This window comes from Paenirhodobacter hankyongi, from assembly GCF_003664585.1.
Classification (GTDB): domain Bacteria; phylum Pseudomonadota; class Alphaproteobacteria; order Rhodobacterales; family Rhodobacteraceae; genus Rhodobacter; species Rhodobacter hankyongi.
The window spans coordinates 44,277-59,973 of sequence record NZ_RCHI01000001.1; the positions used below are offsets into that span (position 1 = coordinate 44,277).

At 71.4% G+C, this 15,697-nt stretch carries 14 protein-coding genes; 1 reads left to right on the plus strand and 13 read right to left on the minus strand.

Annotation, left to right across the window (positions count from 1 at the left end; translation table 11 throughout):
- Positions 1-2: 2 nt before the first annotated feature.
- The 4 genes from DYS74_RS19010 to DYS74_RS00230 form a co-directional block, all read right to left on the minus strand.
- On the minus strand, positions 3-620 hold the full coding sequence (locus DYS74_RS19010; RefSeq protein WP_183077410.1) for a helix-turn-helix domain-containing protein: 618 nt from the start codon (positions 618-620) through the stop codon (positions 3-5).
- A gap of 118 nt (positions 621-738) precedes the next feature.
- A complete protein-coding gene (locus DYS74_RS00220) occupies positions 739-1,971 on the minus strand; it encodes an efflux RND transporter periplasmic adaptor subunit (protein WP_121530155.1) in 1,233 nt (410 codons plus the stop codon).
- Between the two features lies 1 nt (position 1,972).
- Positions 1,973-4,342: an ABC transporter permease gene (locus tag DYS74_RS00225; RefSeq protein WP_245965151.1), complete on the minus strand. Its 2,370-nt coding sequence runs from the start codon at positions 4,340-4,342 to the stop codon at positions 1,973-1,975.
- Positions 4,336-5,046, minus strand: a complete 711-nt coding sequence (locus DYS74_RS00230) for an ABC transporter ATP-binding protein (protein ID WP_121530156.1) — start codon at positions 5,044-5,046, stop codon at positions 4,336-4,338. Before DYS74_RS00230 ends, DYS74_RS00225 begins: the two co-directional genes overlap by 7 nt.
- Before the next feature lie 176 nt (positions 5,047-5,222).
- On the opposite strand from DYS74_RS00230, the gene DYS74_RS00235 reads away from it, so the two are divergent.
- The gene (locus tag DYS74_RS00235) at positions 5,223-6,440 is read left to right on the plus strand and encodes a bifunctional alpha/beta hydrolase/OsmC family protein (RefSeq protein ID WP_121530157.1); all 1,218 of its coding nucleotides are present in this window, start codon (positions 5,223-5,225) and stop codon (positions 6,438-6,440) included.
- Here the strand turns inward: DYS74_RS00235 and DYS74_RS00240 are convergent, their stop codons facing one another.
- The 9 genes from DYS74_RS00240 to DYS74_RS00280 all read right to left on the minus strand — a co-directional run bounded on the left by DYS74_RS00240 (position 6,441) and on the right by DYS74_RS00280 (position 15,653).
- On the minus strand, positions 6,441-7,184 hold the full coding sequence (locus DYS74_RS00240) for a glycerophosphodiester phosphodiesterase family protein (protein ID WP_121530158.1): 744 nt from the start codon (positions 7,182-7,184) through the stop codon (positions 6,441-6,443).
- A gap of 11 nt (positions 7,185-7,195) precedes the next feature.
- Positions 7,196-8,050 carry an ABC transporter permease gene (locus DYS74_RS00245; protein WP_121530159.1) on the minus strand — a complete coding sequence of 285 codons (855 nt, stop codon included), beginning with the start codon at positions 8,048-8,050 and terminating at the stop codon, positions 7,196-7,198.
- A 10-nt stretch (positions 8,051-8,060) separates the two neighbouring features.
- Positions 8,061-8,987, minus strand: coding sequence for an ABC transporter permease (locus DYS74_RS00250; RefSeq protein ID WP_121530160.1), 927 nt, complete (start codon positions 8,985-8,987; stop codon positions 8,061-8,063).
- 11 nt (positions 8,988-8,998) lie between these two features.
- On the minus strand, positions 8,999-9,988 hold the full coding sequence (locus tag DYS74_RS00255; protein WP_121530161.1) for an ABC transporter ATP-binding protein: 990 nt from the start codon (positions 9,986-9,988) through the stop codon (positions 8,999-9,001).
- Positions 9,985-10,977, minus strand: coding sequence for an ABC transporter ATP-binding protein (locus DYS74_RS00260; protein WP_121530162.1), 993 nt, complete (start codon positions 10,975-10,977; stop codon positions 9,985-9,987). The genes DYS74_RS00255 and DYS74_RS00260 overlap by 4 nt, the downstream gene beginning before the upstream one ends.
- A 92-nt stretch (positions 10,978-11,069) precedes the next feature.
- The gene (locus tag DYS74_RS00265; protein ID WP_121530163.1) at positions 11,070-12,707 is read right to left on the minus strand and encodes an ABC transporter substrate-binding protein; all 1,638 of its coding nucleotides are present in this window, start codon (positions 12,705-12,707) and stop codon (positions 11,070-11,072) included.
- A gap of 148 nt (positions 12,708-12,855) precedes the next feature.
- The gene (locus tag DYS74_RS00270; protein WP_121530164.1) at positions 12,856-13,752 is read right to left on the minus strand and encodes a LysR family transcriptional regulator; all 897 of its coding nucleotides are present in this window, start codon (positions 13,750-13,752) and stop codon (positions 12,856-12,858) included.
- Between the two features lie 49 nt (positions 13,753-13,801).
- On the minus strand, positions 13,802-14,131 hold the full coding sequence (locus DYS74_RS00275; protein WP_121530165.1) for a GNAT family N-acetyltransferase: 330 nt from the start codon (positions 14,129-14,131) through the stop codon (positions 13,802-13,804).
- Positions 14,124-15,653, minus strand: a complete 1,530-nt coding sequence (locus tag DYS74_RS00280) for a VOC family protein (protein WP_121530166.1) — start codon at positions 15,651-15,653, stop codon at positions 14,124-14,126. The genes DYS74_RS00275 and DYS74_RS00280 overlap by 8 nt, the downstream gene beginning before the upstream one ends.
- Positions 15,654-15,697: the final 44 nt, after the last annotated feature.

Below are 15,697 nucleotides of genomic sequence, written 5' to 3' on the forward strand. Positions count from 1 at the left end.
CCTTACGGGGTCTCGCGCAGGTCGCAGACCCACAGAACGATTGCCGGCTCCGCCTCCAGCGAGACCAGCGCATGCCCCATCGCACTGTCGAAGGCGAAGCTGTCGCCGGGGGCGAGGTCGACGGGGGCGTAATGTTCGGTGAAGACGCGCACGCGGCCGCTTTGCACCACCACCTGTTCCTGACCGGGGTGGGCTTGCAGCGTCTCGAATGCGTCCAGGCTGCGGGCGCGGATCTCGGCGCGGAAGACGAGGTAGGGCTTGCGGATCACGTCGTCGCACAGCAGTTCGAGCCGGTAATGCGGCGTCTCGATCACCCGCCCGTCGCCGGCCCGGGTCAGCGAGCGCCAGCCCGCGAGCCGCTTCATCGTGCCATAGCTGAGCAGTTCCTCGATGCCGGTGCCGAGGCCGCGGCAGATCTTCGCGATCACCTCGAAAGTGGGCGAAAGCTGACCGCTTTCGATGCGCGACAGCGTCGCCGCCGAGACCCCGCTTTCCGTCGCCAGCGCGGTCAGGGTCAGCGCGCGGTCAAGCCGCATTGCCTTCAGGCTGGCGCCCAGCGAGGGCGCCGGCGCGGCGGCGGGGGCGGTTTCGGCACTGTCACGGATTTCGGTCTTCCACATGGCGGGCCCTTTCGTTGCGCCGAGCATGTGCAAGAATTTTGCGGATACGCAAATTATTTCCGGAACTGCGCGGGCGGAAATCGCCTCGGCCCGGCGGATCTGCCCAAGGATTGGGCGCTCATCCGCCCGGGGCGGCGGTGATGCGGCTGCCCTCGGCGATGCGCGCGCCGGGGAAGGCGATCACCTGCGCGCCCTCGGCCAGCCCCGCGGTGATCTCGGCGGCAAGGTCGGTCTGATGCCCGACGCTCACCACCTGTCGCCGCGCCCGCCCGTCCTCGGCGACGAAGACCGCCCAGGCCCCGCCGTCGCGGAACAGCGCCCCGATCGGCACCTGCAGCACCGCGGGCGCCTGCCAGGTCACCACCCGCACATAGACGCGATACTGATCGCCGAGCCCCGGCCGCGCCTCGGGCGGGGTGAGCAGGTCGAGCTTGAGATGCACCCGCTGCTCCTCGATGCCGAGGGCCGAGACCTTGGTGAAGGCGGCGGGCTCGATCTGGCGCACCCGCGCGGCCAGTGTCTCGGTCCCGCCCCAACGCTCGACATGGGCGCTCGCCCCCGGCGGCACCCGCACCGCGTCCGAGGAGAGCAGATCCACCTCGATCTCGAGATCGCCCAGATCGCCGAGCGTCATCAGCACATCGCCCGCCTGCACCGGCCGCGCGCTTTCGTTCGCAAGCTCGAGCACGGCGCCGCTCGCGGGAGCGCGGATCTCGATGCAGCAGGCGCTGCCGGCGCCATCCTCGCCCGGGCCGAGAAGCGCGGCCTGGCTGCGTGCCAGCGTCGCCTGTTGCAGGTCGACCGAGGATTGCGCCGCCTCGAGCGCGCTGCGGGCGACGGCGCGGGTGGTCGTCGCTTCTTCCAGCAGGTGCTGCGACACCCGGCCAAGCGCGGCCAGTGCCTCGTTGCGGGCATAATCGCTTTCCGCCTGCTCGAGATCGGCGCGGGCCTGCGCCAGCCGCGCGCGCGCCAGGGCGAGGGCCGCCTGCGCCTCGGCCACCGCGGCCTCGGCCCCGGCCCGCGCCCGGGCGTCGAGGAAGGCGGGTTCGAGCGGCTGGATCTGCGCGACGACGGTCTCGCCCGCCCGCACCGCATCGCCCACGGCGACCGGCGCGCGCAGGACCGTGCCGGCGAGCGGCGCCGTCACCTCGTAGCGGTCGCGCACCCGCGTCACCCCCTCGGCCGAGACCGTGACCTCCATCGGCGCGCGGGTGACGCGGGCCAGATCGACGGTGACCGGCTCGGGCCAGAACGCCCAGACCAGTGCGGCGGCGACAAGCAGACCGCTTGCGGCCCAGGTGAGGGAACGCGGGGCGAGGGAGTGGCGGGCGGGGCGGCGGGGGGGGATCATGTCATTCCCTCTGTTTCAGGGCGGTGGCGAGGCCGACGCGGTCAAGCCGGCGGCGCACGGCAAGGGCTGCGACAAGGGCCGAGACGGTGGCGATCAGCGCCGCCACGGCATAGGTGCGGCGCGCGATCACCAGCGGGATGCGCACGACATCGGTCGAGAAGCCCTCGGCGATCAGTGCGGCGAAACCGTAGCCGCCCAGCAACCCGGGCGGGATGGCGAGGAGCGTGAGCAGCATGAGTTCCCCCACCAGCACGGCGCCGACCTCGGCCCGGCTGAAGCCGAGCACGCGCAGGCTGGCAAGTTCATAGGAGCGTTCCGACAGCCGGATGCGCGCGGCATTGTAGACGACGCCGACGGTGATCAGCACGCCCAGCACGGCATAGATGCTGACCGAGCGGGTCAGGTTCTCGTTCAGCGTGGCGTCGAACTGGCGCTGGACGTCGGGCCAGAACAGCGTGCCGGCGATCGCCGGGGTGGCCTTCACCGCACGGTCGAACTCGGCCAGTCGGTCGGTGTCGAGCAGCAGGTCGATGCGGTTCACCTGTTCGGCCATGCGCATCCGCGCGGCGAGGGCCGCGGCGGGGATGCTGGCGGTTTCGCCCAGATCCTGACGGATCACCCGGGTCACCGGAATTTCGTAGCTGTCGCGCGGCGGCGCAAGCAGGGTGACGGTGACGCTCTCGCCCGCGCGCAGATCAAGCTTTGTCGCAAGGCTTTCGGGCAGGGCAAGCCCGTCAACGGGCAGCGGCACGGCATGGCCCTCGGCATCGAGGGTCTGCACCAGCGTCGCCTCGGGGCTGCGCGCCTCAAGGAGCGTGCGTTCCGAGCGCGGCCCGTGGCTCAGCCGCACCGGCACGGCAAGCGCCCCCTCGGCGCGCAGCACGCCGGGCAGATGGGCCGCATCCTCGATCACCGAGCGCGGCGCGGTCTCGGCGAGCGTCAGGGTGACGCTCTGCCGGTTCGTCCGGCTGAAGGCGGCGTCGATCACCGAGGAGATCGCGTCATAGGTGAAGAAGCAGGCCACCAGCACCGCGATCGAGGCGGCGACGCCGAGCGAGGTGACCAGCGCCCGCCCCGGCCAGCGGGTGATCGCGCGCAGGATCATCATCGTTGTCTGCCGCAGGCCAAGCCGCACCGCCAGCGCGTCGATCTGGCCGCGGCGGAAGCGCGGCGGGGCGGGGGGCTGCATCGCCACCGCCGGGGCAAGCCGGGCCGAGCCGCGCACCGCGCGCAGCGCGCCCGCCACCACCGCGCCAAGCCCCATCAGCGCCGAAAGCGCGAAGCTTGCCGTGCCCGGGGTGTAGACGAGCCAGGGGAAGCGGTAGAAGCGGGTGTAAAGCGCCGTCAGCTCGGCGCCGAGCCACCAGCCCGCGCCCCAGCCGATCAGTACCCCGACCAGCCCGATGCCGGCGGCGAGTTTCAGGTAATGCAGCGCGATCTCGCGCCCGGTGAAGCCCATGGCCTTCAGAAGCCCGATCACTGGCCGTTCGAGCCCAATGAGCCGCCCCATCACCATGTTCACCAGAAAGGCCGAGACGATCAGGAAGATCGGCGGCAGGATCACCGCCATCGCGCCGAGCTGATCGAGCTCGCCCGAGAGGAACTGGTCCGAGCTTTGCAGGTCGCGGCCATAGGCGCCGGTGCCGCCCCAGGGGGCAAGCTGCCGGTCGAGCGCGTCGATCACCCGATCGCGCGAGGCGCCGCGGGTCAGGGTGAGGCTGAGGTCGTTGAAGGCGCCGGTCAGCCCCGCGGCGGCGGCGGCCGGCACCTCGCCCATCCAGATCACGCCATAGCGGCTGTCGTCGGGCATCAGCGAGCCGGGCCCGATCAGATAGACGAATTCGGGCGAGAGCATCAGCCCGGTCACCCGCAGCTCGCGCCACTGCCCGTTCAGGATCGCGCCGAAACTGCTGCCGGGGAAAAGGCCGTTCGCCTCGGCAAAGCTTTCCGACAGCGCCACCTCGTCGGCGGCGCGCGGGTCGGGCAGGCGGCCGGTGCGCAGCACCGGGCGGTTCAGCACCGGCGCCCCCGCCTCGGGCAGCGAGACGAGCCGCGCCTGTGCCGGCTTCGTCTGCCCCGGCAGGTCAAGCACCACCTGCATCGAGATCCGTGCCTCGGCCTGCGCGACGCCCGGGATCGCGGCGATCTCGGCCAGCTGCCCCTTCGGCACGCGCGTCGCACTGGCGAAGACCTCGGCGAATTGCATGCGGTCGTAGAAGGATTGCCGCGCCAGCCGCAGCGAGCGTTCGGTGCCGGTCGCCAGCACCAGCACCATCACCCCGCAGCCAAGCACGAGGGCAATGGCGAGGGCCTGTGCCCAGATCCGGCGCAGATCGCGCAAAAGCTTGCGGTCGAGGGCGCGCATCACCATTCGATCCCCTGCGGCGGCCGCGGGTCGGGGTTCTCCTCGATCGCGGTGACGCGCCCGTCGGCGAGCCGGATCACCCGATGCGCCATCTGCCGGATCGCGGCATTGTGGGTGATCAGCGCCGTCACCGTGCCCAGATCGCGGTTCGCCTCCCAGATCGCCTGCAGCACCGTCACCCCGGTCGCACTGTCGAGCGCGCCGGTGGGCTCGTCGCACAGCAGCACCTCGGGCCGCTTCGCCAGCGCCCGGGCGATCGCCACGCGCTGCTGCTCGCCGCCAGAGAGCTCGGCCGGGAAATGGTCGAGCCGCGCGGCAAGGCCCACGCGGTCAAGCGCCTCCTCGGGCCGCATCGGGTTTTGCGCGATCTCGGTCACCAGCGCGACGTTCTCGCGCGCGGTGAGGCTGGGCACCAGATTGTAGAACTGGAAGACGAAGCCGACATGGGCGCGGCGGAAGGCGGTGAGCCCGGCATCGTCGAGCCCGGTCAGCTCGGTGTCGCGGAAGAACACCCGCCCGGTCGTCGGGCTGTCGAGCGCGCCAAGGATGTTGAGCAGCGTCGACTTGCCCGATCCCGAGGCACCGAGCAGCACCACAAGCTCGCCCTCGTTCAGCGCCAGGTCGATGCCGCGCAGCGCGGCAACGGTGACGCTGCCGGTGACATAGGTCTTCGTCACCCCCTCGACGCGAAAGACGGCGGGCTGCGCCATGCGGTCTCCTCCTGTCCTGCGTCGATCATGCCATCAACCGGCCGCCCGCGCCTTGATCCCGCACAAGGCGCGGGCGGGTCGCGGCCGCCGTGGGGCGATGGGCCGCAGCCCCGCCCCTTGCCGCGGTCCGGGGCTTGCCCCACCTTTGCCTTCGGAACTTACGGAAGGAGGCTCCCATGCCCTCGGAATCGCTCACCTTTCCTGGCCACGACGGCACCCCGCTCGCGGCCCGGCTGGAGCTGCCGGCGGGGCCGGTGCTGGCCACCGCGCTGTTTGCGCATTGCTTTGCCTGCGGTGGCGACATCGCGGCGGCGCAGCGGATCGCGGCGCGGCTGGCGGCGGCGGGGATCGCGGTGCTGCGATTCGATTTCACCGGGATCGGCGGGGCGGGCGAAGATTTCGCGACGCGGAGCTTTGCCGACACCGTCGCCGATCTGACCGCCGCGGCGCGGTTCCTCGAGGGGCGGGGCATGGCGCCCGGACTGCTGATCGGCCATTCGCTTGGCGGCACCGCGGCGCTTCTGGCGGCTTCCGGAATGCCCTCGGTGACGGCGGTGGCGGTGATCGGCGCCTCGTTCGCGCCCGCCGCGATGGCGCGGCATTTCGCCGATGCGATGCCCGAGATCGCGGCCGAGGGTGCCGCCGAGGTCACCCTCGGCTCGGCCCGGCTGCGGATCGGGCGGGACTTCGTCGCGGGGCTTGGCGGCATCGAGGTCGGCACCGCGGCCGCGGCGCTGCACCGCGCGCTTCTGGTGCTGCACGCGCCGCGCGACATGGTGGTGGGGATCGAGAACGCGACGCGGATCTTCCTTGCCGCCAAGCATCCGAAGAGCTTCGTCACCCTCGATGACGCCGATCACATGATCAGCGACCCGAAGGAGGCCGATTACGCCGCCGGCGTGATCGCCGCCTGGGCCGCGCATTACCTCGATCTTGCCGAACCGGCGCCCGAGGGTGTGCCCGAGGGCGTGGTGCGGGTGTCCGAGGCCGACCCCGCGCGGTTCGCGCAGGATATCACTGCCGGCCCGCGCCATCACCTGATCGCCGACGAGCCGGTGGCGCAGGGCGGCACCGATCGCGGGCTCTCGCCCTACGGGCTGCTCTCGGCGGCGCTTGGTGCCTGCACCTCGATGACGATCCGGATGTATGCGCGGCGCAAGAAATGGCCGCTCGACCATGTCCGGGTCGAGGTCAGCCACCGCAAGCTCCATGCCGAGGATGCGGCGGCGGTCGAGGCGGCGGGCGGACGGATCGACGTCTTCTCGCGCGAGATCACGCTGGCCGGCCCGCTTGATGCCGAACAGCGCGCGCGTCTGGTCGAGATCGCCGATCGCTGCCCGGTGCACCGCACGCTGTCGCACGGTGCCACGGTCGAGACCCGGCTTGCGGGCTGATCAGGCGGGCTCGGTGCTGCGCAGGCGCAGCGCGAGGTCAGGCCGGTCGCTGGTCAGATGGCCGACGCCGAGGTCGAGGAAATGGCGGATGCGCTCCTCGTCGTTCACCGTCCAGGCGCAAAGCCGTTCCTTCGGCCAGAGCGCGGTGATCGCGTCCCATTCCGCGTCGAGATAGTCGTGGCGCAGCGCCACGATGTCGACAAGTCGGCCCATCGTGGCGAGGAAGGTTTCAAGCCCGCCTTGCCGCGCCACCCAGTCGGCATCGGCCGAGACGAGGCGGGCGATCCCGGGGGCGACCTCGGCGCAGTCGCGCAGGATGCCCGCGTCGAAGGAGGTCAGATGGGCGCGGCGGTCAAGCCCATGCGCGATCAGCGCATCGGCGACGCGGGCGGCGATGCCGGGGTAGGGCAGGTCGGCCTCGTCGAGCTTGATCTCGACATGCAGGCCAAGCCCGTGCACCGGCGCCAGCACCTCGAGCACCTCGCCGAGCGTCGGCACCACGGTGTCGCTGTCTTTCAGAAGCGTGCGGCGCCGGGTCTCGGGCGTCAGGGCGCGCACCGGGCCGGTGCCGTCGGTGGTGCGGTCGAGCAGCGGATCGTGGATCACCACAAGCTCGCCCGCATCGGTCAGATGCACGTCGAACTCGATCGCGTCGCAGCCAAGCTGCAGCGCGTTGCGAAAACCCGGAAGCGAGTTCTCGGGCCAGAGATTGCGGGCACCGCGGTGGCCGTTGATGGCGGTCATGGGAAGCTCCTTCAGCGAATGGTGGGATCGAGCCGGTCGCGCAGCCAGTCTCCGGCCAGCGAAATCGAAAGAGTTGTCAGGGTGATGACAACGGCGGGGGCAAGCATGATCCAGGGCGCGGTGGTCAGGTAATCGCGGCCGAGACCGACCATGTTGCCAAGGCTCGTCTCGGGCGGCTGCACCCCGAGGCCGAGAAACGAGAGCCCCGATTCCATCAAGACGATCTCGGGGAAGGTCAGGGTCATCGACACGATCAGTGTCGAGGCGACATTGGGCAGGATGTGGCGCAGATAGACGCGGGCGGGGGACGCGCCAAGCTGCACCACGGCCGCGGCATAGCCCTGCGCCCCGGCCGAGATCGCCAGGCCGCGGGCGATGCGGGCGTACCGCTCCCAGCCGTAAAAGCCCATCAGCCCGACCAGGAGCTGCATCGACGAACCGAAGAAGGCAAGCACCGCCAGCGCCAGGATGAGGAAGGGCAGCGCCGCCTGGAAATCGGCAAGCATGACGACGGCATGCTCGACCCAGCCGCGCGCCTTGGCGGCGAGAAAGCCGAGCGTCGTGCCGAAGACCGCCGAGAGGATCGTCGCGCCGAAGGCGATCACCAGCGAGACCCGCACCGACTGGATCAGCCGCGAGAGCACGTCGCGGCCCAGCTCGTCGGTGCCGAGCCAGTGGTGCGGCGTCAGCGGCGGGGCAAGGCGCGCGGCCAGATCCATGCGGGTGATCGGGTAGGGGCGCAGCAGATCGGCGAGCGCCGCACAGATCAGCATCGCTGCGAGCCAGAACAGGCTGAGCGCGACCGAGACGGGCAGGCCCGCGGGCAGCAGGCGGCGGGTGCGGGGCAGGATGTCGGCGAGGGCCATGGCGTCCTCCTCAGGTGGCGGGCTGCGCGCGCAGCCGCGGGTCGAGCGCGCCATAGAGCAGATCGACCACAAGGTTCGAGACGACCATCGCCGCCGCGATCAGCAGCAGGATGCATTGCACGACGGCAAGGTCGCGGTTGCTGACCGAGACGATCAGCAGCCGCCCGATGCCGGGCCAGCTGAAGATCGTCTCGACCACGACGGCGCCGGCGATCAGCGAGCCGACCATGAAACCCACCAGCGTCACGATCGGCACCGCGGCGTTCGGCAGCGCATGGCCGCGCACGACGTTGCGCCATTTCACGCCTTTTGCCGCGGCGGTGCGGATATAGGGCTGGCCCATCACCTCGATCATCGCCGAGCGCGAGAACCGCGCCAGAACGCCGATGCCACCGATCGAGATGGTGAGTGTGGGCAGGATGCCATGCACCCAGGTCCCCGAGCCGCCCGAGGGCAGAACGCCCAGCGTCACCGCAAAGATCAGCACCAGCACCAGCCCCAGCACGAAGGAGGGGATGGTGAAGCCCGCGACGGCAAGCAGGATCACCCCGCGGTCGATCAGGCTGTCGCGGTGCAGCGCCGCATAGACGCCGGCCGGGATGCCGAGGCCGAGCTTCAGGATCAGCGCCGGGATCGTCAGCTGCAGCGTCGCCGGCACGCGTTCGAGCACCAGCGCCAGCGCCGGCGAATGGTCGCGCATCGAGACGCCGAAATCGCCGCGGAAGATCGCGCCGAGATAGGCGAGGTATTGCTGCCACAGCGGCGCATCGAGCCCCCAGGAGCGGCGGAAGGCCTCGACCGCCTCCTGGGGCACGTCGGGGCCCAGCATCACCTGCGCCGGGTCTCCGGACAGGCGCAGCACGACGAAGGCGAAGGTCATCACGGCGATCACCGTGGCAAGCGCGCGGGCAAGCCGCAGGGCGACGAAGCGCAGCATCGGCGGTCCTTTCAGGCGGCGACGGGGCTTTGCGCCCCGGCGGTGACATGGCAGGCGACGGCGCGGCCGGGCTCGGGCACGCGCAGCGCCGGCACGCGGGTGCGGCACAGGCCCTGCGCCAGCGGGCAGCGCGGGTGGAAGGCGCAGCCCGCGGGCCGCGCGGCGGGGTTCGGCGGTTCGCCCTGCAGCAGGATGCGGGCATCGAGCGGCCGCCCCGGCACCGGGATCGAGGAGACGAGCGCCTGGGTATAGGGGTGGCGCGGCTCGGCGAAGATCTGCTCGGCCGGGCCCTCCTCGACGATCCGCCCGAGATACATCACCGCGACCCGGTCGGCGAGATTGCGCACCACCTTCAGGTCGTGGCTGATGAACACCATGCCCAGCCCCTTCTGCCCCTGCAGGTCGCGCAGCAGGTTCACCACCTGCGCCTGGATCGAGACATCGAGCGCCGAGACCGGCTCGTCGCAGACCAGAAGCGCCGGATTGGTGGCCAGCGCGCGCGCGATCACCACGCGCTGGCGCTGCCCGCCCGAGAGCTCGTGCGGATAGCGCCCGCCCTGATCGGCGCGCAGCCCGACCGCGGTCATCAGCGAGGCGGTGCGGGCCGGGCGCTCCTCGGGCGTGCCGATGCGGTGGATGTCGAGCGGCTCGCGGATCTGCGCGGCGACCGTCAGCCGCCGGTCAAGCGCCGAGAGCGGGTCCTGCCAGACCATCTGCATGCGCGCGCGCAGCCGGCGCCAGATCGGGGTGCCGAAGCGCGGCAGCGCCATCCCCTCGAACAGCACCGTGCCGCCCTGCGCCGGGTCAAGGCCCAGCAGCATCCGCCCGAGCGTCGACTTGCCCGATCCCGACTCGCCGACGATGCCCAGCGTCTCGCCCGCACGCAGCTTCAGGCTGACCTCGTCGACGGCGCGGACCTCGGTCACGGCGCCGGTCAGGCCGCGGCGGGAACGGTAGATGCGCACCAGATCGCGCGCCTCGAGAAGCGGGGGCCGGCTCATGTCATCGCCCTTTCCGTGCTGAAACTGTCGTGCCGCGCCTCGGGCACAGGATAGGCGCAGGCGAGGGTGCGGCCGTCGGGCTGCGCGAGCAGATCGGGGCGGGTGCGGCTGCAGGCGTCATGCGCGCGGGTGCAGCGCGGGGCAAAGGCGCAGCCCGGCGGCAGGGCGCGCGGATCGGGCACGGTGCCCGGGATCGGCACCAGCCGCCGCCGCGGCCCGCTCATCTGCGGGATCGCGTCGAAGAGCCCGCGGGTATAGGGGTGGCGCGGATGCGCGAACAGGCGCTCGACCGGGCCCGCCTCGACGATCCGGCCGGCATACATCACGCAGACCCGCTCGCAGACCTGCGCGACGGCGCCCAGATCGTGGCTGATGAAGACGGTGGCCATACCGGTCTCGCGCCGCAGCCGGGCCAGAAGTTCGAGGATCTGCGCCTGGATCGTGGCGTCAAGCGCGGTGGTCGGCTCGTCGGCGATCAGCAGGTCGGGCCGGCCGGCCAGCGCCATCGCGATCATCAGCCGCTGGCACTGACCGCCGGAAAACTCGTGGGTGTAGAGGTCGAAGCGGCGCGGCGCGTCGGGGATGCCGACCATCTCCATCAGCCGGATCGCCTCGGCCTTCGCCGCCGCGCCGCGCAGGTCGCGATGGAGCCGCAGCGCCTCGCAGATCTGCTTGCCCACCCGGATCACCGGGTTCAGCGCGCTCGACGGGTCCTGGAAGATCATCGCGATGCGCTTGCCGCGCACGGTTTCAAGTGTCTCGCGCGGCGCGCCCACGAGCTCGCCCGCGCCCAGCCGGACCGAGCCGGTGACCCGTGCCTTCGCCGGCAGGAGCCCAAGCGCCGCGAGCCAGGTCACCGACTTGCCGCAGCCCGACTCGCCCACCAGCCCAAGCGCCTCGCCCGGCGCCACGTCGAGGTCGATGCCATGCAGCACCGGGACTCCGTCGAAGGCGACGCGCAGGTCGCGGATTTCCACCAGTCTGTCCATGAGATCCTTCCGAAAGGCGCGCGTCCGGCCGGGGCCGGAATGCAAAGCCCCGGCGGGCACGCGGCCCGCCGGGGGATGGCCGGGGCAGGGGGTCAGCCCGCGGCCCAGTTCGAGGCGCGGAAGTCCATCGCGAAGGCCGGCGCCGCCTTCCAGTGCAGGTCCGAGCGCATGCCGGTGAAGACCGCGTTCTGGTGCAGGACCTGATAGGCCGGGTCCTCGCGCTCGGCGATCTCGAGCATCCGCGCGATCGCCTTCTTGCGGGTGGCGTGATCGGTCGAGGTCTCCATCACCACCGAGAGCTGGTTCATCTCGGCGTTGGTCCAGTCCTTCTTCTGCTGGGCCTCGCCGTTCGGGCCGAACTGCACCACGAGCGGGGTGATCGGGTCGTTGATGAGGTTCGAGGCCGACCAGTCGCGCACGCCCTTGACGCCGGCGGGGTCATGGACCTGCGCCCAGTTCTCCTTCATCTCGATCTCGACGTTCATGCCGACCTGACGCCACATCTCGACCATGATCTGCGCGGTCGGCGTCTGGTTGGTGTAGTAGTTGTTCATCAGCCGATAGGGCACCGCATCGCCCTTGTAATTGGCCTGCTTCAGCAGGTCGCGGGCGAGCTCGGGGTTGTATTCCGGCGCGGCCCAGCCCTCGACGAACATGTCCGAGCGGCGGAAGCTGTCGAACTGCAGCCCCGCGGGCACCACCGTCTGCCCGGCCCAGAGCGCCTCGACGATCGCCTGACGGTCGATCGCATGGGTCATGGCGCGGCGCACGCGCGGATCGGCGAGCACCTCGTTTTGCGTGTTGAAGACCGAGATCCGGTGGTTCCAGATGGTCGAGCTTTGAACCTCAAAGCCTGGGGTGCCGGTGACCGCGGCGATCTGGTCGGGCGGCAGGTCGCAGGCGAAGTCGTATTCGCCCGACAGCAGGCCGTTCACCCGGCTCGACACTTCCGGCACCTCGACGAAGGTGATCTTCTCGAGCGGCGGCTGACCGCCCCAGTAGTCGTCGAAGGCGACGAGGGTCAGCGACACGTCGGGCTTGAACTCGGCCACCATGTAGGGGCCGGTGGTGACGGGCTTCGCCGCCCACTCGGCATAGCTTGCCGCCTCGTCCCAGGCGCGGCGGTTGGCGATCTGGCTGCCGAAGGCATAGAGCCGGCCCTCGAGCGCGACGTCGGACGTCGCGTTGTGGAAGCGCACGGTATGCTTGTCGACGATCTCGACGCCCTGCAGCGCCGGCCACAGGCGGCGGCCGATGCCCGGCACGGTGGCGGGCAGGTCCTTCGCCGTCGCGGGTTTGGAGTTGTCGGCGAAGATCGTGGTGCCGCCGACCGGCTGGGTGTTGCCGAAGACACGCTCGGGCGAGAACGAGAAGGCCACGTCCTCGGCGGTCATCTCGTCGCCGTTGTGGAACTTGACGCCCTCGCGCAGCTTCAGCTCGATCGTCTTGTCGTCGATGCGCGACCACGAGGTCGCCAGCCCCGGCACCGGGCCCTGATCGCCCATCCAGTTGCGCAGGATCAGCCCTTCCCAGAGGTTCGGGAAGAGCACCCGCTCGCCGACGTTCGACTGTTCGTTCCAGATGTCGAGCGTGTTGTTGTTGGTGATCTTCTGCACCGCCACCGTGATCGAGCGGCGGGCGCCCTGCGCGCGCAGATAGCCGGGCAGCAGCAGGCTGCCGGTGGTGGCCCCCATCAGTCCGAGGGCGTGGCGGCGGTTCAAGCGGATCATCGGTGTCTCCTGAAATGGCACAAGACGGGGCCGGGCCCCGGGAGCAGGGACCGCCGCGGTGGAGCGGCGGGACTGCCGGTCATTGAACAGGTTCAGGTGACGTTCCGGCGACCGCCGTGCGAAACTTGCGTAACAGGCCCGCTCGGGCTCAGCCGCGGGGCAGCCAGGGCGGGTGCTCGCCGATGGTGGCGACGAGATGGTCGACGAAAAGGCGCAGCTTGCGCGGCATCGGCCGGATCGGCGGCCAGACCGCGCTGATCGGCAAGGGCGGCGGGGCAAGGCCCGGCAGCACCGTGACGAGTCGCCCGTCGGCCAGTGCGTCATGCACGATGAACGAGGGCAGAAATGCCAGGCCCAGCCCCGCAATCGCCATGTCGCGCATCGCCTCGCCGTTGTTCGCGGCGACGCGGGCCGGGCGGGGGGGCGGCACGCCGGGGCCGAGTTCCCAGGCCTCGCCCGGGCGGGTGTTCAGATAGCCGATCGCCTCATGCGCGGACAGATCCGCGGCGGTGGCGGGGGTGCCCATGCGGGCCAGGTAGTCGGGGCTCGCGACAATCGCGCGCGGGTCCTCGCACAGCCGGCGCGCCATCAGCGTGCTGTCGCGCAGCCGGCCGATGCGCAGCGCCACGTCAAAGCCCGCCCGCGCCAGGTCGATGTGCTGGTCGTCATAGTTCAGCACGATCTCGAGCCCCGGATGGGCGCGGGCGAAGCCCGCCACCACCGGGCCGAGATGGCGGATGCCGAAGCTCATCGGCGCAGCGATGGCAAGCCGGCCGCGCAGCGCGCCGCTGGCGGCACTTTCGGTGGCGGCAACCAGGGTGGCCAGCGCCGGGCGCAGCCGCTCGGCCAGCTCCTGTGCGGCGTCGGTCGCGGTGATCCGCCCGGCACTGCGCAGGAACAGCGCGGTGCCGAGCGCCGCCTCGAACTCGGCGATGCGCTTGCTGACCACCGATTTCGACAGCCGCAGCCGCGCGCCCGCGGCCGAGACGCTGCCGGTCTCCATCACCGCGAGGAAGGTCTCGATATCCGCGAGCGTCCAGGTCATGCGGGCAGGATATCCGCCGCCCGTGCCGTTCGCAAATCCGGAACGCACCTCAGCGGGGCAGGTCCGGTTTCTCGCCCGGGGCGGTGGTGAAGACATCGGCCCAGTCCGGGTGGCGGGTATAGAGCAGCTGCACATAGGGGCAGAGCGGGATGATCTTCACCCCCTCGGCGCGGGCATCGGCGACCAGCCGCTCGACCAGCGCCGCGGCGGCGCCGGTGCCACGCAGGGCCTCGGGCGCGCCGGTGTGATCGGCACTGAGGAGCGCCGGGCCGCGCCGGGTGAAGGTCAGTTCCGCCTCGGCCTCGATACCGGCGACGCGGGCGACATAGCGCCCGTGCCGGTCGTCGCGCCATTCGCGGGTCAGGGTGATCTCAGTCATCGGTCTCTCCTGTCATCCAATGTTGCACCGCGGCCTCGTCGGCCGTGGTGATCTCATGCCCGGCATCGAGCGCGCGCCGCGTGACCTCGGCCCCGGCCGCGGTCAGCGCCGCGGTGAGCTTCGGCGCCTCGGCGCGGAAGAAGTCGCGCGTGCCGGTCAGCGCCAGCACCCGGGTGCCGGCGAGATCGGCGGCGGGCGGGTTTTCCAGCGCCGCTGCCGGGCGCAGCAGCACCGCGCGCCGCACAGCCCCCGGGTAAAGCTGCAGCACCGCGCCGAGGAACGCCGCCCCGTTCGAATAGCCGATCACGCTCAGCCCGTCCGGGGCGAGCCCATAGGCGCGGCGGGCCTCGGTCAGGAAGGCGTCGAAGGCCTCGGCCTCGGCGCGGATGTCATCCTGATCGAAGCGCATCAGCCCCTCGCGGCGGAACCAGCGCGGCGTGCCTTCCTCGACCGCCCGGCCGCGCAGGGCGACCAGCGTCGCGTGCGGGGCCACCCGATGCGCGAAGGGCAGCAGGTCGGCTTCGTTCCCGCCCGAACCGTGCAGCAGGACGAGCGTCGTGCCGTCCGGCTCCTCGGGGGTGAAGATCCGGTGCACGAAGGGCAGATCGCGCTGCGGCAGGCGCGGCGCGCCCGGCAGGGCAAATTGCGGCAGCATCACCCGCAGATCGGCGGCGCGGCGCGGGTCGTCGACCGGCACGAAGAGCGTCTCGCCCAGATGCCCGGGCGCCTCGTCGACCGCAAAGCCGGGCCCGTCCGTCGCGTATTCGAGCAGGCTGCCGCCCGGCTCGCGCACATAGAGCGAGGTGAAATAGGTCCGGTCGTGCAGCGCGGTGGGCTCGGCCGGGGCCAGTGCCGCCTCCATCGCCGCGACGGCCGCCACATCGGGGGCGCGGAAGGCGACGTGGTCGATGCCGCCGGTGCCCGGCGCCGCCTCCCAAAACCCGGTCGCGTCGCGGATGTCGAGCGCGTCGGTTTCCGACACCAGCCGCCGCACCGCGCCCTCGCGCGCCGCCTCGCGATAGCCGAAGCGGGCGACGAAGGCCGCGGTCTCGTCCGGGCGCTCGGTGAAGAGCGTGACCGCACGCAGCCGGCGCGGCGCCTCGACGGGGTCGAGCGGCGCGGTGGCGGGCAGATCGGCGCCGACCAGCTTCACGATGATGCCGTCCGGGTCCTTCAGCCGCAGCACGGTCTCGCCGAATTCGCGCAGCGGGCCCTCGACCGGCACATGCGCGGCGAGCGCCCGGGTCAGCCACAGGCCGATGCTGTCGGCGGGAACGGCGAGCGCGATCTCGCCCGGCGCGCCATGGCCCGCGCGGCCCGGCCCGCCATCCTCCCACACCAGGAAGGTGACGAGCGAGCCGGGCGCGCCGGCGGCATCGCCGTAGAACAGGTGCAGCTGGTTCGCATCCTCGAAGCCGCCGGTGCGCTTGACCAGCCGCAGGCCGAGGAAGCCCGCGTAGAAGTCGACATTCGCCTGAACGCGGCGGGTGAGGGCGGTGACGTGATGCAGACCGGTGGTCATGGAAGTTCTCCTGAAGGAGGTTTGGCCAGAAGATAGGGCGCGGC